16 protein-coding genes are annotated in these 17,109 nt (G+C 60.5%); 9 read left to right on the top strand and 7 right to left on the bottom strand.

The features are described from left to right. Positions 1 to 215: 215 nt before the first annotated feature. Together ACB040_RS20190 and ACB040_RS20185 are read right to left on the bottom strand one after the other, a co-directional pair. Positions 216 to 1,370 carry a 3-phenylpropionate MFS transporter gene (locus ACB040_RS20190; protein ID WP_338773930.1) on the bottom strand — a complete coding sequence of 385 codons (1,155 nt, stop codon included), beginning with the start codon at positions 1,368 to 1,370 and terminating at the stop codon, positions 216 to 218. A 289-nt stretch (positions 1,371 to 1,659) separates the two neighbouring features. Further along, positions 1,660 to 3,765 (bottom strand): TonB-dependent hemoglobin/transferrin/lactoferrin family receptor, encoded by a 2,106-nt coding sequence (locus tag ACB040_RS20185; RefSeq protein WP_274161493.1) that lies wholly within the window; start codon positions 3,763 to 3,765, stop codon positions 1,660 to 1,662. A gap of 193 nt (positions 3,766 to 3,958) precedes the next feature. On the opposite strand from ACB040_RS20185, the gene ACB040_RS20180 reads away from it, so the two are divergent. Genes ACB040_RS20180 through ACB040_RS20170 form a run of 3 tightly spaced genes read left to right on the top strand, consistent with a single transcriptional unit; the run spans position 3,959 to position 5,931 of the window. Next, the gene (locus ACB040_RS20180; RefSeq protein ID WP_371156245.1) at positions 3,959 to 4,930 is read left to right on the top strand and encodes a ChaN family lipoprotein; all 972 of its coding nucleotides are present in this window, start codon (positions 3,959 to 3,961) and stop codon (positions 4,928 to 4,930) included. Between the two features lie 25 nt (positions 4,931 to 4,955). After that, entirely contained in the window at positions 4,956 to 5,510 is a 555-nt protein-coding gene (locus ACB040_RS20175) for a cysteine hydrolase family protein (RefSeq protein WP_005348211.1), read from the top strand. A 37-nt stretch (positions 5,511 to 5,547) separates the two neighbouring features. Next, positions 5,548 to 5,931, top strand: coding sequence for a hypothetical protein (locus ACB040_RS20170; protein ID WP_005335256.1), 384 nt, complete (start codon positions 5,548 to 5,550; stop codon positions 5,929 to 5,931). Positions 5,932 to 6,018: 87 nt separating this feature from the next. Here the strand turns inward: ACB040_RS20170 and hutZ are convergent, their stop codons facing one another. Further along, a complete protein-coding gene (gene hutZ / locus ACB040_RS20165) occupies positions 6,019 to 6,576 on the bottom strand; it encodes a heme utilization protein HutZ (protein WP_005335257.1) in 558 nt (185 codons plus the stop codon). Continuing rightward, positions 6,573 to 7,085: a heme utilization cystosolic carrier protein HutX gene (gene hutX / locus ACB040_RS20160; RefSeq protein ID WP_005362516.1), complete on the bottom strand. Its 513-nt coding sequence runs from the start codon at positions 7,083 to 7,085 to the stop codon at positions 6,573 to 6,575. Before hutX ends, hutZ begins: the two co-directional genes overlap by 4 nt. Before the next feature lie 170 nt (positions 7,086 to 7,255). Here hutX and ACB040_RS20155 point away from each other — a divergent pair, with 170 nt between their 5' ends. The 5 genes from ACB040_RS20155 to pepE all read left to right on the top strand — a co-directional run bounded on the left by ACB040_RS20155 (position 7,256) and on the right by pepE (position 12,535). Beyond that, positions 7,256 to 8,107, top strand: coding sequence for a hemin ABC transporter substrate-binding protein (locus tag ACB040_RS20155; protein WP_042080088.1), 852 nt, complete (start codon positions 7,256 to 7,258; stop codon positions 8,105 to 8,107). Continuing rightward, positions 8,104 to 9,135 (top strand): iron ABC transporter permease, encoded by a 1,032-nt coding sequence (locus tag ACB040_RS20150; RefSeq protein WP_040066744.1) that lies wholly within the window; start codon positions 8,104 to 8,106, stop codon positions 9,133 to 9,135. Before ACB040_RS20155 ends, ACB040_RS20150 begins: the two co-directional genes overlap by 4 nt. A gap of 11 nt (positions 9,136 to 9,146) precedes the next feature. Continuing rightward, entirely contained in the window at positions 9,147 to 9,959 is an 813-nt protein-coding gene (locus tag ACB040_RS20145) for a heme ABC transporter ATP-binding protein (protein ID WP_338773918.1), read from the top strand. A gap of 232 nt (positions 9,960 to 10,191) precedes the next feature. Next, positions 10,192 to 11,553 carry an endonuclease/exonuclease/phosphatase family protein gene (locus tag ACB040_RS20140; protein WP_371156241.1) on the top strand — a complete coding sequence of 454 codons (1,362 nt, stop codon included), beginning with the start codon at positions 10,192 to 10,194 and terminating at the stop codon, positions 11,551 to 11,553. 244 nt (positions 11,554 to 11,797) lie between these two features. Then, positions 11,798 to 12,535 carry a dipeptidase PepE gene (pepE, locus tag ACB040_RS20135; RefSeq protein ID WP_338773914.1) on the top strand — a complete coding sequence of 246 codons (738 nt, stop codon included), beginning with the start codon at positions 11,798 to 11,800 and terminating at the stop codon, positions 12,533 to 12,535. Positions 12,536 to 12,655: 120 nt separating this feature from the next. Here the strand turns inward: pepE and ACB040_RS20130 are convergent, their stop codons facing one another. The 3 genes from ACB040_RS20130 to dnaB all read right to left on the bottom strand — a co-directional run bounded on the left by ACB040_RS20130 (position 12,656) and on the right by dnaB (position 15,734). Then, complete coding sequence (locus tag ACB040_RS20130; protein WP_033114624.1) at positions 12,656 to 13,075, bottom strand: secondary thiamine-phosphate synthase enzyme YjbQ; 420 nt, start codon at positions 13,073 to 13,075, stop codon at positions 12,656 to 12,658. Next, positions 13,075 to 14,148 carry an alanine racemase gene (gene alr, locus ACB040_RS20125; RefSeq protein ID WP_033114623.1) on the bottom strand — a complete coding sequence of 358 codons (1,074 nt, stop codon included), beginning with the start codon at positions 14,146 to 14,148 and terminating at the stop codon, positions 13,075 to 13,077. The genes ACB040_RS20130 and alr overlap by 1 nt, the downstream gene beginning before the upstream one ends. 191 nt (positions 14,149 to 14,339) lie before the next feature. After that, the gene (gene dnaB, locus ACB040_RS20120; RefSeq protein ID WP_026035132.1) at positions 14,340 to 15,734 is read right to left on the bottom strand and encodes a replicative DNA helicase; all 1,395 of its coding nucleotides are present in this window, start codon (positions 15,732 to 15,734) and stop codon (positions 14,340 to 14,342) included. Positions 15,735 to 16,097: 363 nt separating this feature from the next. On the opposite strand from dnaB, the gene ACB040_RS20115 reads away from it, so the two are divergent. Next, positions 16,098 to 16,958, top strand: coding sequence for a Tim44 domain-containing protein (locus ACB040_RS20115; RefSeq protein ID WP_005335275.1), 861 nt, complete (start codon positions 16,098 to 16,100; stop codon positions 16,956 to 16,958). The last annotated feature ends 151 nt before the right edge of the window (positions 16,959 to 17,109 follow it).

Below are 17,109 nucleotides of genomic sequence, written 5' to 3'. Positions count from 1 at the left end.
CCTGATGGATTACTACAACTGGCGGCGTCCACATCACCACAATGACGGGATACCGCCAGCAAAAGCCGAGGATCGGCCTAACCAAGTGTCCGGATTTAGTTGACCACTACAAATCAATCCAAAAAAGCGAACAACAATGTCATTAAGGCTTAACTGACTTACATTTGAGTCGAGAAGCTTCTTTTTGGCTGTGTTACGATTCGGACTGGTAAGTATCAGGCCGGAGCCTTCTCCTGCGCAGACGGCGCAAAGGGGCGCAGCCGCAGGAAGAAGACCGGCAAGACCACCAGCACCATCAGGAAGAAGATGCCGCCGCCAAGTGGCTCGAACAGCATACCGCAGAGTGCCATCAGAGCCGCTACCGTCATGCCAAGACCCAACGCAGCGTAGAGGGACTGGGTCGGGATCAACTGCTCGGCCGGTAGCTGGCGGGTCATGAAGCGCACTGCCCCGAGATGGCTCACCCCGAACGTCACCGCGTGGAGCAGCTGCCCCAGCACCAGTACCCACAGCTCGGTCGAAGCCCCCAGCAATACCCAGCGCACCACACAACCGACGGCACCGGCGATAAAGAGACTCTGGGCGCCAAAGCGTTGCAGGAAACGCTTGTCGGCGGCGAACATGCAAATCTCGGCCACTACCCCGAGCGCCCAGAGATAGCCGATGATGGTGCCGCTATACCCTTGCGCCTTCCAGTAGATGGCGCTGAAACCGTAATAGGCGGCGTGGCTCCCCTGCAGCAAAGCTGTCAGCAGCAGGAAACGGCGCACCGGTGCGCTGCGCAGGGTTGCCAGCAAGGATGCCTTGGCGCGCTCGCCCTGACTATCCTGTGGCGCCGGATAGAGCGGCAGCCAGCTGAGCAGCAGCATCAGCGCCAGCCCCGCCACCATGGTGTGCAAAATCCAGTCACTACCGAAGTTGCCCACCAGCGCCCCCACCAGGGTAGAGGCGACAATAAAGGCAAAGGAGCCGCACAGCCGCACCTTGCCGTAATCGAGATGGGCCTGCACCACCATGCGGGTCGCCAGCGCCTCCCCCACCGGCATCAGGGTCGGATAGATAAAGTTCGCCAGCAGGGTCAAGCCCACCAGCCACCAGAGGTTATGACTGAGATAGAAGCCGAGAAACGCCAGCAGACTGAGCAGGGAGAGCAACCGGGTAACCGGCAACAGATGGCCCGCCCCCTTGATCTGCCCCATCACCATCAGGTTGCCGGCAAAGCGGATCGCCATCCCCGCCCCCAGCAGGAGACCAATCATCTCGGCGCTAACGCCCACCCCCTCCAGCCAGAGCGACCAGAACGGCAAGTAAGCACCGTAGACAAAATAGAAGGCGCCGAAAAAGAGCGCTAACCAGGAAAACGCGGGCATAGATCCTCTGCAACCGGATGACGGGAGCAGAATGATAACCCATCCTCCCCCGCAGATCCCGATGGAAACCCTGCGCAGAAAACGAAAAAAATTCAATAAAATTGAACTATTACCGAAGAGGTGGGGTCTACCTGGTAACACCTCCTCCTGGTTAGTGTTGCAATCCTTCCACCCGCCCATGGCGGGTTTCTTTTTTAGGCAAACATTTGCTCTGCTCCATCGTCACAACATGGCGGCGACAAAAAAGGGGCCGAAGCCCCTTTGATCATCTGCGTCTGTTGTTTGCTCTTTAGAATACGTATTTGACCCGTGCACTCAGGTTGCGGCCCGGTTCGGTCATCATGCTGTTATCGGAGCCCTCGGCACGACCGGCGATGCGCTCGTAGCTGGTGTACTCCTTGTCAAACAGGTTGAAGACCCCGACGTTGAGCTGCAGGTCGGTCATCGGGTTGAACTGGGCGTACATATCCACCACTCCCCAACCAGCCGCCTTCTCATACTCCTTGCCGTTCGCATCCTTGCCGACCTTGCCCATGTCGTCGGCAAAGCGCAGTGCTGTATTGAAGTTCCATTTTTCCTGCTCCAGACGGACACCGACACTGCCACTCAATGGGCTTAATTCATTGATATAATTACCGTTACCATTTTTACCATCGATATATGCCAAGTTCCCCCAAATATTGACAATGTCATTGAACCAGTAATCCGCCTTGGCCTCGATCCCTTTAGTCGTAACCTTACTCAAATTTTGAAATTGATAAACATCGGTGTCTCCTTCCTTACCAACAACAACGCGGCTGATGAAATCGTCAAACTTGTTGTAGAAGCTGGCCACTTCATAGCTGAAGCCATTGCTGTTGCCACGTACACCGAGATCGATGCCGTCGCTGCTCTCCGGGTTGAGGTTAGGGTTGGGCTCGACACGATACCTGTAAGCCTGATGGTTCAGGGTGGAGAAGGCGTTGTCATACATGGGGGCCTTGAAGCCGTGGCTGTACTGGGCGAACAGGTTGGCCGCCTCGTGGGCCTTAAACACCAGACCCAGCTTGGGTGACAGCTCCCCTTCCGATAACTTGTGCAGCTTGTCGCCTGTGTAAGCAGGGTCGTTGTCCGGAGTCATCCGGTAGTAGTCATAACGGGCCCCCGGGGTCAGCACCCAGCGCTCGCCAAACTTGATCTCGTCAAAGGCCCACAGGGCGCTGCGCTCGCTAGTGGTCGCCGGGAAGCTCAGCTCGTTGTAGCCGACAAAATCACCGGGAGTCGTAGGCCCCTTGTAACGGGTACGTTCGTTGTCGGTGTGCTCGTACTCAGCACCCCAGGCCAGGCGGTGGTTGGCGACTGCCTTGTGGAACTGCAACTGGGCGCCGATGTTCTTCTGATCGAACACATTGTGATCCAGCGAATTTTTGAACACATAGCGGCTACGCGGGTTAACCGGATACTGGGATGAGGCGTACTGATCCAGCGTCTGCTTGGTGCGGGCAAAGTAGACCTTGCTATCCATCCGGTCGGCCCAGCCTTGATTCAACGCGATGCCGTGATCCAGCACCACAGAGAGGTTATCAGTCTGCTTGTCGGTAATGGGCTGCTCGAAGACCTGCGCCATCCGGCTACCGACCTTGTTGAGCTTGACCGCATCCGGTTCCTCGCCATCGGTCAGGTAGTCAACGGTCAGCTTGAGGAACTGCTCATCGGAGAGGTTCCACTTGCTCTTGAGCAGCAGGGCGTGGGTACCGATATCGAAGTCGTTCTTGGTGGAGTCGAAATTCTGGGTCACACCGCCATCGCGCCAGGTGTAGCGCAGCAGGTTCTCCACTTCACCAGTGCGCAGGGCGCCGGTAAAGCCCGCCATCTTCTGGTGGCTGCTGGAGGCGTAACCGCTGGTCACGTCCAGATAACTATCCTTGCCCTTGAGGAAATCGCTGGCATCCTTGGTGGTGATGGCAATTACGCCACCCAGCGCATCGGAGCCGTAGGCGGCAGACGCAGGCCCCTTGGCCACTTCTACCTGCTTGATCATGTCGGTATCAAAGTAGCTCTGGCCAACACCGCCCTTGCTGTAAGCATCGTTCTGGCGCACACCGTCGCGCACCACCTTGACCCGGTTTTCCCCCATGCCGCGGATGATGAAGGTCTGGGTATCCCCCTCCCCACCCAGCGCCTTGACTCCCGGCTCGTAGCGGAACAGGTCGGCGACGTTGGTGACGACCTGCTCTTCAATCTGCTTGGCGGTGATCACCGAAATGGGGCCGGAGACATCTTCCAGTTTTTGCTCCATCCGTGAGCCGCTGACGACCACGACTTCATCCGCCTTCTGGGTGGCAGCAAAGACCTGGGAGGAGAGACCGGCGGCCACGGCGAGCGCGACCAGAGAGAGTGCGTTATGATGGGTCACAGCGAATCCTTATTGAGAACTGTTATCAAACAGGCCGCATATTACCCGGCTCTCGACAAAGATCAACAGGAAACAAAATCATTCTCATTTGTTTTGAACCAAATTGGTTTTACACTGTCGCCCTGTGTTGCCCTTATTCTCTATTAGCCCCCCGAGATGCACCGGCATCCGGGCATATCAGCCGTGAGATCCCATGATTAGACGACTTCCCCTGCTCGCCCTGCCGCTGCTACTGGCAGCCTGTGCCACCCCCACCCAACCGGCCCAGTCATCACAGTTGCAGACGCTCTATGACTACCGGCTAAGCAGCGAGGGAGACGCAGACCTGACACTGGAGCAAGCAATCGCGCGCATTGCCGACGCCGACATCATTCTGGTGGGGGAGCTGCACAGCCATCCTGCCGTGCATCTGTTGCAATCGCGCCTGCTGAGCGGGCTCTACACCGCAGGTCAGCAGCACGGGCGGCCATTGGCCCTCTCCATGGAGCAGTTCAGCCGCGCCGATCAGAAGACGCTGGATGCCTATCTGGCGAACCAGATTGGTGAAGCGGCATTGATCCGCGAAGGCAACGCCTGGCCCAACTATCCAAGCGACTACCGCCCGCTGGTAGAGTTTGCCAAGGCTCACCAGATGCCGGTGATCGCCGCCAACGCCCCCAAACCGCTGGTGAGCTGTGTCGGTCAGGAGGGGGCTGAGTGGCTCGACAAACTGCCCGCGTCGCGCCGCAGCCAGCTGGCCCGCCAACTGACGCTGGGGGATGATCCCTATCGCCAGAAATTTATGGCCTCCATGCACCACGGCGATGCCGACAGCAACGCCCGCCGCTTCGCCGCCCAGACCAGTTGGGATGACACCATGGCCGAGAGCATGGTGGATTATCTCGCCAAGCACCCGGGCCAGCAGATCATGCATATCGCCGGCAATTTCCACGTCGAGGGGGGGCTTGGACTCGCCAGTCGCATCGCCAGCCGCAATCCTGCCCTCAAGGTGGCGCTGGTCGTGCCCCGTACAGATGAGACCTCTGTTGCAGATCCCGCAGCCGATGTGCAGGTAACCATCATACCGCTGCCTAAGCGCTGGCAAAACAGTGACGAGATGAAGCAAGATATGGGCGCGCTGCATCAATCCCGCAGTCGTGACTGCAGCCAGTGGCTGCAACCCTAATCTTCCAGGAAACGGCGGGTAAAATATGGATGTGTTACTGATCATCGATGTGCAGCAAGGCTTGTTCAACGAGCCCCGTTACCGCCAGGAGCAAGTGCTGGCCAATATCAATCGGGCTGCGGCCCATGTCAGGCAGCAACAGGGACGGGTCATCTATATCCAGCATGACTCGCCCCCCGGTACCGAACTGGAACCGGGCACCCCGGGTTGGCAGTTGCACAGTGCGCTGCAACCGGCCAAGGGGGAGAGCCGGGTGCGCAAAACGGCCTGTGACAGCTTTCTCGATACCGAGCTCGCCTTCCTGCTGGCCGAGCAGCCGGTCGATCGACTCATTCTCTGTGGCTGCGCCACCGATTTTTGCGTCGACACCACAGTGCGCAGTGCAGCCTCCCATGGGTACGAGGTGCTGGTGTTGAGCGATGGTCACACCACCGCCGATCGCCCCCACCTTAGCGCGGCCCAGATCACCGAGCACCATCACTGGATGTGGCGCCACCTCAGCCTGCCGGAGGGGCGCAGTGTCACCCTGCTCACCACCGACGAGCTGCTGGCAGTAACACCCGCCCTGCAGCCGTGCTAATCTGCGAACCTCGCCTCGTTTCTCACTGGAGTCTGTCGTGCGCCTGTTGTCTGCCACCCTGTTGTTGATTGTTCCCCTGCTGTCGGCCTGCTCCAGCTTGCCCGGACAGAAGTATGACGGGCCGGAACCCCTGTTTCTGACCCACATCAACGAGGAGGGGAGCAAGCGGTTCACCTTTGAAGCCGCACCCAACGACACCTTGCCGCGCGGCCTCTCGGCGGCCCAGAGCCAGCGGCTGCTGGAACAGCGAGAGGCGTTGCAGGAGAACCTGCTGACCGAGACCCTGGCGACCAAGCAGTATTGCCGCCAGGGATACATAGTGCTGAGCCAGACCTCCTGGAAGGTGCGGGGGGAGTGCAACGAAACGGCCACCGACGCCGATCGTCGCGCTTTTCCCAACAAGGCCTCCTGGCAGGATTGAACAGGCCGGATGAGATAACGCAATAAAAACGGGCAGCCCAGTGGCTGCCCGTTTTGTTATGACGGCTGTCGTGGTCGACAGGGATCGTCAGACCGGCGCATCGGCCGGGCTGGTGAGCTCGGCACCGTTGTCGATGCGCTTGTGCCCTTCCACCAGATGGACGAAATCCACCAGCTCGTCACCGGAGACCGCGAACGCCTGGCCGAAGCCCTTGACGAACAGCCCCTGTTCCGGCTTGAGGCGGAACAGTTTGAAATCCTTGAGGTTGGAGAGACCCTTGATGATCTCGCCAAAACGACCTTCCAGCGCTGCGACCGCCTTGCTCCAGCGGGCGTCGTCACGGGCCACCACTTCAGCAACCGCATCGAAGGTCAAGCGCTTGCGGGCAAACAGCTCGCGGGCACCGCTCTCATCCTCGATCAGCATCAGGGATACCCGGGGCACCTGTTGCAGGTTGCGGGCGTGGCGGGCGATCTCGGAGATCAGCACATAGTAGCCATCTTCCTGCAGCACGAACGGGGCATAGCTGGCGTTGGGATTGCCTTCGCCATCGACGGTGGCGAGCTGCAGGGTACGGCAGCTGTCGCGAAACTCGCGGATCTCCGGTTGCAGGCGGTTCTGCAGACGCTCCTGACGTTCACTCATGCTTTGACTTCCTCTTGAGAGTTGTGGCGCAGCGCCATGAAACGGGTGACCTGATCGGCCAGCAGCTGGCGTTTCTCGTCGCGACCCAGATAGACCTTGAAAATACAGCGGCCGGAGTGACCGAAGAACTGGAAGGAGTGCCCCTCCTTGCCCATGAACAGCTTGCTGACCAGCGCAATCCCCGCCACGTTGTCGAGCTTGAGGTGGCCATGCAGCTCACCGTCGCGGCCCATCAGGTTGTAGTAACCGCGTGCGTCCTTGCCTTTCGGGAAGGGGGCTTTGACCTCGAAGATGGAGCCTTCAGATTCGACGATGGTGGTCACCGGGCCCCAGTCGGCCAGATCTTCCAGCAGACCTTGTGCGCGATCGGCGGGTAGCAGGGTCACCAGCTCGGCGGGCAGATGGCGAACCACCTCCCATTCGCTGATGGCAAGCTGGGCCGCCAGGGTGGACGGATGAGCGCCGGGATCCTGCTCCAGCAGCGCGTGAATGCGTTGTGCAATGCTCATGTTTTCTCCCTCTGCAGGACCAGGTCGTCCCGCTGTTTATCATGGCGGCTACTCTAATAAAGCACCGAAACCAATGCAATTGATAATTGCTATCATTATCAGTGCATTTTTTCCAAAGCCTTGATATTCTCGGCGGCACACCCGTTTCATTCACCCCTTCGGAGGTTAGCATGGGCCGTCGTCTTGCCCTCGCCATCACCCTGCTCTGCAGTTCACTCTCTCCCTTCTCTGCCGTTGCCGCCGACGGCCAGAAAGAGCGTATCGTCAGTATCGGCCCGGCCACCACAGAACTCATTCTGGCCCTTGGCGGTGAATCGAGCCTGATCGCCACCGATGTCAGCAGCCCCTTGCCAAAAGGGTTGCCCAAGGTGGGTTATCACCGGGCGCTGGCCGCCGAAGGGATCCTGAGCCTCTCCCCCACCCGACTGGTGGGCAGCGACGAGATGGGCCCGGCCCCGACCCTGGATCAGCTGCGCCGTGCCGGGGTCAAGGTGGAGGTGCTGGATACCGCGCCGACTCTCGCCAACCTCAACCAGCGCATCGACACCCTCTCCAGCCTGCTGGGCGATAAAGCCGCAGGCGATCGCCTGAAGGCGGAAATCCAGGCCCAGACCGATCAGCTGGCGGCGCAAGCAAAACAGAACAAACCGCTCAAGGTCGCCTTCCTGCTGCTGCACAAGGGGCAACCCACCAGCATCGCCGGGGGTGACACCACCGCCAGCGCGCTGATTTCGCTGGCAGGCGGTATCAATCCGGTCGCCGAGTTGCGCAACTACAAGCCGGTATCCGCCGAATCCCTCATCGAGATGCAGCCCGATCTGGTGCTGGTCAGCGGTCGTGACTGGCAGCAATATGCCGATCCGGCCAAGGTGCTGGCAGAAGTGCCCGCCCTGGCGGCTACCCCTGCAGGCAAGCGCAACGCCATTCACGCCATCGACGGCCACGCCCTGCAAGGGGGCCTGAGCCTCAACTCCCTGCAACAGGCGAACCAGATCGCCCAGTGGATCAAGCAGGGGTCATGATGCGGTTACCCCTCTCCTGGCTGCTGGCCTTTACCACGGCCGCACTGGCACTGTTGCTGCTCGGTTCGCTGGCAACCGGCCCCATGACCCTCACCCTGGGCGAGAGTCTGCGGGCGCTGTTTGCCGGGCAGGAGAGCGGGATTGAGTCACACAAGCTGCTGATCGTGCAGGAAATTCGCCTGCCGCGTACCCTGCTCTGCATCGCAGTGGGGGGGATCCTCGGGCTATGTGGCGCCGTGATGCAGGGGCTGTTTCGCAACCCCTTGGCTGACCCCGGCATCATAGGTGTCTCCGGCGGTGCGGCGCTCGGTGCGGCGCTCGCCATCGTGCTGCTGGCCCCCCTCGGCCAGCAGCTGCAAGCCACCATAGGGGTTGGTCTGCTGCCGCTGCTCGCCTTTCTCGGCGGCGCGCTCACCACCACCCTGGTCTATCTGCTCGGCACCCGTGAGGGGGGCACCTCAGTCACCGTCATGCTACTGGCCGGGGTCGCCATCACGGCGCTCTCCGGTGCAGTGATCGGCCTGCTCACCTATCTGGCGGACGATCAGATGCTCCGCAATCTGAGCCTGTGGCAGATGGGCACGCTGGCGGCAGGCAAACCGGCCGATGTGGCGCTGGCCCTGCTCACCCTGGTGGCCCTGCTGTGGCTCTTTATGCGCGATGCCAATCCCCTCAACGCCCTGCTGCTGGGTGAAGGGGAGGCTCGTCATCTGGGGGTCAATGTGCAATCCCTCAAACGTCGCCTCATTCTGCTCACCGCCGCGGGCGTCGGGGTGGCGGTGGCGGTATCGGGGATGATCGGCTTCGTCGGGTTGGTAGTGCCCCATCTGGTGCGCCTGCTGGCGGGCCCCAACCATGTCAGGTTGCTGCCGCTATCGGCCCTGCTTGGCGCAGCCCTGCTGCTGGCGGCCGACATGCTGGCGCGCACCCTGCTGGCCCCGGCCGAGCTGCCGGTGGGCATCATCACCGCCCTGCTCGGCGCACCCTTCTTCATCTGGCTGCTGGTAAAAGGCCGCCGCGCCCTGTAATACGGACTGTTATGCTACCACTCTCATCCTCACTCTCCTCCCCCCTGTTGAGCTGCACCCGACTCAGCCTGCGCCGTGGCCAGCGCCAGATCCTGGATGGGCTCGATCTTAGTCTCGAGAGCGGCACCCTCACCGCGCTGCTCGGCCCCAACGGGGCGGGCAAGAGCTCGCTGCTCAAGTGCCTGACCGGCGAGCTGGAATATGAGGGTTCCATCACTCTGTTTGGCGCGGATCGCCGGCAGTGGGACAGCAGCCAGCTGGCCCACCGGCTCGGGGTATTGCCGCAAAGCTCCTCCCTCAACTTCCCCTTTCTCTGCGAGGAAGTGGTTGCCATGGGGCGCTTGCCCCACAGTGAACCGGCGGCGCGGCGTGACGAAATTGTGGCAGCGGCCATGACCCATGCCGGGGTCGAGCATCTGGCCAAACGGCTCTATCCCGGGCTCTCCGGCGGCGAGCGGCAGCGGGTGCAGTTTGCCCGGGTGCTGGCGCAGATCTGGCAAGCTCCCTCCCCGACCGAGCAAGCCGAGCAACCCCGCCTGCTGCTGCTCGACGAACCCACCTCGGCGCTGGACCTGAAATACCAGCATCAGCTGCTCACCATGGCGCGCGCCCTGGCCAGCCGCAATACAGCTGTGCTGGTGGTGCTGCACGACCTCAATCTGGCGGCGCGCTATGCCGATCGGCTGGTGATGCTGGAACGGGGCAAACTGATGGCCGATGGCACACCTGCCGAGGTGCTGACCCCCGAGCTGATTGCCCGTCTCTATGACTATCCGGCACAGGTGATCCATCACCCCGAGAGCGGCCTGCCGATGGTGGTGTGACAAACTCAGAGTGCGGTAATGGTTGGCAGCGCGCGCTATTCATCCCGAAAACTGCAGCGTATAAACCGGTTTTTCACACCCTATGTCGCCCTGCTAACATTCATCATCGCCAGATATGTGGTGTGAATATCCTCACACTTTACTCAGGCAAAACCCCCGCAGCATCACCGTCTACTTATAATGGCGCCGCCTCACAGAAGGCATAACTCATTGATGCTACGGAACAATTACAATGAAAAATATCAACAAAACCCTACTGGCTGCCGCCATCTCTCTCGGGATGCTGGCTGGCTGCAACAGCGACAACGACTCAAAGGCAGCTGATCCCATGGTTCGTTTTGCCACCTTCAACCTCTCTTTTGATCGCACTGCCGCCGGTATGCTGACCGGTGAGCTGGCGCTGACCCGCACCGAGCAGGATGCCCTGCTGGCCCGCCTCGCCGAAGGGAGCCTGAGCGGCGCCACTGAAACCAAAGCCAAGAACGTGCAGCAGATCCGCAACGTGGCTGAGATCATCCAGCGCACCCGCCCGGATGTGTTCCTGCTCAACGAGTTCGACAACGACGGCAAAGGCGAGAGCACCGCCGATCTGAAAGCCTTCAACGACAACTATCTGGCTCACGCCCAGCACGCCGAAGTGACCGCCATCAGCTATCCGGTGATGCAGAATTTCGCCACCAACACCGGCCTGATGAGCGGTTATGACCTCAATCTGGATGGCAAGGTCAACATCGGCCCCGACGATGCCTGGGGCTTTGGCAACTACCACGGCCAGTACGCCTTTGCGGTGATGTCCAAATACCCCATCGACACCAAGCAGATCCGAACCTTCCAGCACTTCAAGTGGAAGGATATGCCGGGCGAGCAGAACCCCGTCATCGATGACTGCAACAATCCCAAGGTCAAGATCCCGGCCAGCCGCCAGTGTGGCGATGCCTGGTATGAAGACGCAGCCTGGCAGCAGTACCCGCTCTCCTCCAAGAACCACGCCGATGTGCCGGTACGGATCAAGACCGAGAAGGGGGAAGAGGTGATCCACTTCCTGATCTCCCACCCGACCCCGCCGATCTTTGCCAACGCAGCGCGTCACACCGTCAAGCACAACCGCGCCGAGATCGCCTTCTGGAATGACTACGTCAAGGGTCTCAACTACATGACCGATGACAAAGGCACCAAGGGTGGGTTGGCCAAAAACGCCAAGTTCGTCATCGCCGGGGATCTCAATGCCGATCCGCTCACCGGTGACGGTGACCTGACCGCCATTCAGGATCTGCTAAACAACCCGCTGATGAATCAGTCCATCACCAATGGCACCCTGATCCCGGTCAGCGAAGGGGGCCCGGAGTGTGTCAGCAAGGGGACCGACTGCAAACGCAACCTCACTCGCCCCAACCCGGAACGCATCACCAACTCCAGCGTGCTGCAGCTGGATCACGTCATCCCCTCCGCCAACCTCAACGCGGTCAAGAGCGGCGTCTTCTGGCCTGCCAGCTTCGAGGCCGGTTATCACCTGGTCTATGATGCGAAACTCGGCATCGCCAAAGGGGTCAGCTCGGATCACCGCATGGTGTGGGTCGATCTCAAACTCGACTAACTCTGCCATGACCCCGCTGCGGCGGGGTCTTTTCTTGGCGATGACTGGCGAGTTGACCACGGCTCATTAATCCACCGCTTGGCATTGAGTTATCCATCCATAACTCATCCATAGCCGTTGAATAGGCCCTCCGATCACAGAACCGCCGCGCCAATGGTGGTAGCATGCCTCCTCTTGCCATCCGGCCGCACGGCGGATCCGGTGGCCCTCCCTCCTCCGCTTTCACTTTTTGAGGAACGATTTGATGGAACTGCTTCTGCTTAGCAACGGTAAAGCCAACGAATTTCCCGGCCTGCTCGGCTGGGCCCGCGACCGGGTGCAGAGCCTGCTGGCTCGCAAACAGGTCAAACGCATTCTGCTCATCCCCTACGCGGTGATCCGCAGCGACTGGGATGCCCGCGCCAACGAACTTACCGAGAGCCTCGGGATCGAGACCATCAGCATTCACCACTTCGATGATCCGGTCGATGCCGTCAATCAGGCGGACGCCATCTTTATCAGCGGCGGCAACACCTGGCGCCTGAATCAGCTGCTGCATGAAAACGGCCTGATCGTGCCGATCCAGCGTGCCGTGCGCGAGCGGGGCGTCCCCTATGTGGGCTGGAGCGCCGGTTGCAACGTGGCGACCCCGAGCATACGCACCACCAACGACATGCCGGTCTGCAACGCCGCCGTGCTGCCCGCGCTGGGCCTGTTCCCGCTGCAGATCAACCCGCACTATCTGGACGCCTGCATCAGCGGCCACATGGGCGAGACCCGCGACGAGCGTCTGGCCGAGTTCTGCGCCATCAACCCGAGCGAATATGTGGTGGCCCTGCGCGAAGCGAGTCTGCTGCAAATCACCGGAGAAAACGGCAGCGAGCGTCTGGAGTACTGGAGCGCCCGCGAGCAGGACTTCAAGATCTTCAAACAGGGTCAGGAGCCGCAAGCCTTTATGGACGCCGCCCCGCTGGCCGAGCTGACCCCCTTCAAGGTCGGCTGAGCCACGCAGAGCGCCGCGCCACTTGCAAGCGGATAGCTCGCGAAACCGTTAAAACAAAAGAGGGATGGCTCAATGCCATCCCTCTTTTTTATCGTCATCTTTCAGCTGGTTGCAGCCTGATTACTCACCCTGCAGGGTCACCAGCACCTTGCGGGCACCGCCATCGACGCGATGTTCGCCAAGCCAGATCCCCTGCCAGGTGCCAAGTGCCAGCTGACCGTCACGGATCGGCAGTAGCAGGCTCACCCCGAGCAGGGAGGATTTGATGTGGGCGGGCATGTCATCCGCCCCCTCATAGGTGTGGCGATAGTAGGGGGCATCTTCCGGCGCCAGCCGGTGCAGATGGGCCTCCATATCGCTGCGCACGCTGGGGTCGCAATTCTCGTTGAGGGTGAGCGAGGCGGAGGTATGTTGCAGCAGCAGGTGCGCCATGCCAATCCGGTAATCGGCCAGCATCGGCAGCTTGGCCACCAGCTCGTCAGTCACCAGATGAAAGCCCCGTGAACGGGGCTTCAGAGTCAGCAGGCACTGCTGCCACATCAGACGTACTCCATAAAGACGCGGGAGGTGAGTTTGGTGATGAGCTCGTAGGGGATAGTGCCAATCTCGTCGGCCACCCGCTCCACCGGCAACCCCTCGCCCCACAGTACCGCCTCGTCACCGGCCTTGTCGGTTGCGCCGGGCCCAAGATCGACCGTGCTCATATCCATGGAGACACGCCCCACCAGCGGCACGATGCGGCCGTTGATCAGCACGGAAGTGCCATTGGGCGCCATGCGCGGATAACCGTCACCGTAGCCGATGGCGATCACCCCGAGCCGGGTATCGCGCTCTGACACCCAGTTGGCGCCATAGCCCACCGGCTCGCCCGCCTTGTGATCCCGCACTGCAATCAGCTGGGTTTTCAAGGTCATCACCGGCTGCAGGTCATAATCGGCCGCTACCGTGTTGGGGAACGGGGAGACGCCATAGAGGATGACACCGGGGCGAACCCAGTCGCAGTGGGAGTCTGGCCAGGCCAGAATGCCCGCCGAGTTGGCCATGGCCCGCTCGCCCGCCAGCGGTGCGGTCAACTTGCTGAAGAGGTCGATCTGCTCGCGGGTGGTGGGCTGCTCCAGCTCATCGGAGCGGCTGAAGTGGGTCATGATGTTGAACGGCTGCACCACGTTCTTGCACTTGCCGAGTCGTTCGATAAAGGCGGGCATCTCGTCGGCACGCACCCCGAGGCGGTGCATGCCGGTGTCGAGCTTGAGCCAGGCCACCACGGGGGCTGGCAGCTCGACTTGCTCCAGCGCTTCGAGCTGCTCCCAGGTGTGAACCGCCGTCTGCAGGTTGTTGGCCGCCAGCACCGGCAGGTCGTCGGCGGAGAAGAAGCCCTCCAGCAGCACGATGGGCTTGACCACGGCGCAGGAGCGCAGCATCAGCGCCTCTTCGATACGGGCCACCGCATAGGCATCCGCATCCACCAGGGTGCGGGCGACCGGCAGCAGTCCGTGGCCATAGGCGTTGGCCTTGACCACAGCGATGATCTTGCAAGCGGGAGCGTGGCGCTTGACCACGGCGAGGTTGTGGCGCAAGGCCGCAGTATTGATTTGGGCAGTAGCCGCTTTCATGGTTTTCCCTTACGAGGGCACAAATGGTCTCCCCCTCATCGGGCCGAAGACCGCCACTCACTTATCGTCGTCGAAGGCCGGACCGGCATAATTGTCGAACCGGGAAAACAGGCCCTGAGCAGCAACCAATGACTGGCTGTCGATCAGGGCAGTCGTGGTAATGACGAAACCGCCATCACCTTGGGTTTACATCAATAGTCGTCATCAAACGCCGGACCGGCGTAGTTGTCGAACCGGGAGAACTGACCCTGGAAGGTGAGACGCACACGGCCGATGGGGCCGTTACGCTGCTTGCCGATGATGATCTCTGCAATCCCCTTGTCCGGGCTGTCATCGTGATAAACCTCATCACGATAGATAAACATGATCAAATCCGCATCCTGCTCGATGGAACCCGATTCACGAAGGTCCGAGTTGACCGGGCGCTTGTCGGCCCGCTGTTCCAGGCTTCGGTTCAGCTGGGAGAGCGCCACCACAGGGCACTGCAGCTCTTTCGCCAAGGCCTTGAGGGAGCGGGAGATCTCGCCGATCTCCAGGGTACGGTTGTCAGAGAGCGCTGGCACCCGCATCAGCTGCAGGTAGTCCACCATGATCATGGATAGGCCACCGTGCTCGCGTGCCACCCGACGGGCACGGGAACGTACATCGGTCGGAGTGAGGCCGGAGGCGTCATCGATATACATCTTGCCCTTCTCCAGCAGCAATCCCATGGTGGAGGAGAGGCGTGCCCAATCCTCGTCGTCGAGCTGACCGGTACGCACCTTGGTCTGGTCGATGCGACCGACCGAGGCAAGCATACGCATGATGATCTGCTCGGAGGGCATCTCCAGCGAGAAGATAAGCACCGGCTTGTCGGCCGTAAGGGCCGCATGCTCACAGAGGTTCATGGCAAAGGTGGTCTTGCCCATGGAAGGACGGGCCGCCACGATGATCAAATCCGAACGCTGCAAACCGGCGGTCATCTTGTCGAGATCGTTGTAACCGCTCGATACCCCGGTCACCCCGTTGTGGGGGGTCTTGAACAGCTCTTCAATCTTGTCGACGGTCTGCTCGAGGATCAGCTTCAGGGGCTGGGGCCCCTCGTTGGCGCTGGTGCGCTGCTCGGCAATCTTGAATACCTTGCTCTCGGCCAGATCGAGCAGATCGCCGGACGTACGGCCCTGTGGCTCGTAGCCTGCTTCGACTATCTCGTTGGCGACCGAGATCATCTCCCGTACGACCGCCCGCTCACGCACGATTTCGGCGTAGGCGTTGATGTTGGCAGCACTCGGGGTGTTCTTGGCGATCTCCACCAGATAGGCGAAGCCGCCCGCCTCTTCCAGCTGTTCGGAGCGTTCCAGCTCCTCCTGCAGGGTGATGAGGTCGATGGGGTTGCCCGCGTTGGAGAGGCGGGTCATGGCCTGGAAGATCAACCGGTGCGGGCGGCTGTAGAAATCCTGATCGATCACCCGTTCGGCAACCCGATCCCAGGCGTCATTATCCAGCATCAGGCCGCCCAGTACGGACTGTTCGGCCTCAAAAGAGTGGGGAGGAACTTTCAGCTGTTGTGTCTTGGCGTCTTTTTTCGCCGTCACTTGCTCTGCCATACACATAAAAACCGCAGCGGGAAGGGGACGGGAATTTTACAAAAGAAAGCCAACTACGGCGAGCCCTATCTGGCGGCTCATACCATCATAAAGGGCCAAACCAGAGTCTGCTCTACCTTGACCATTTTGATTTTGCTTCGCATTTTGCGCTCCTTGCGACTCAATCTTCTGCTTTTCATCCGGTTTACTCCTCTTGTTTGACGCCGCATCGCGGCAACCTCGTTCATGAATAATTCATGCCAGAGGTGATATTGATGAATACAAGCTGCGACACAATTAGGGACAGGCAGCCTGCCATGCGCCTTGCTGAGCTTGCCAAAGCGGAGCATGCCCCACCCACAGACGAGAGTGAAAAGAGTCAAAATGAAAAAGATGCTGACCCTGTTTGCCGTGATCCTGGCCATTGGCCTGGGGGCACCTCACGCCGAAGCCAAGAAGTTTGGCGGCGGCAAATCCTTTGGTAAAAGTTACAAAACTGCGCCGGCCCAGCCTGCGGCCAAACCGGTCGACAACAAGAATCCGACACTGAATGCCCAGACCCCGCCGAAAAAGAGCGGCATGATGGGTGGCCTGCTGGGCGGCCTGCTGGCTGGCGGCCTGTTTGCCTACCTGCTGGGCAGCGGTGCCTTTGAAGGTCTGCAAGGAATGGACTTCCTGCTGATCGCCCTGCTGGCGCTGGGTGCCGTCTTCCTGATCCGTACCCTGCGCAAGGGCAAGGTCGCGACGCCACAGCCACAACAAGCGGCCTATGCGGGCTATCAGCCACCGCAATCCGCAGCCCCGCAGCAATTTGAGCAGAGCAACAGCGCACCGCAAGCCACCGGCTTTGCCGACAGCGACGTGCCGTTCCGCCTGCCGCCGGGCTTTGACATGAACAGCTTCCTAGCCGGTGCCCGCGATCACTATCGCACCCTGCAAGAGGCGTGGAACAAGAACGATCTGGAAAAAGTGCGCGAGTACGTCAGCCCCGAGCTGTTTGAGCAGCTCAAAGCAGAGCGCGCCGAACTGACTGGCGACCAGCACACAGAAGTGATGTACGTCGATACCCAGCTGGTACGTGCTGACTATGGCAGCGACTGGGCCCAGGTGAGCGTACGCTTCAGCGGCCGCTACATGGACCGTCAGGAGCAGGTCGAAGAAGACATCAAAGAGGTGTGGCACCTCGAGCGCGATCTGGCCAAGAACAATGCCCCCTGGCATATCGTCGGCATCGAGCAGCTTTAAGGTTTAGATTGTCACTACGCAAGAGGCGGCCCATGGGCCGTAATGCCAGTCAGTTAAGCCTGACTGGCATTGTTTTTATTGGCTTTTTGCACCGCATACTTTTGTGGTCTTGCCTTCACACAACGGGGGGAACTCCGCTCCCTTCGCGCCG

This window comes from Aeromonas sp. S11(2024) (genome assembly GCF_041402345.1).
Lineage (GTDB): Bacteria > Pseudomonadota > Gammaproteobacteria > Enterobacterales > Aeromonadaceae > Aeromonas > Aeromonas veronii.
The sequence above is the reverse complement of the archived record's forward strand: the minus strand, read 5'-3'. Positions and strand labels throughout refer to the sequence as shown.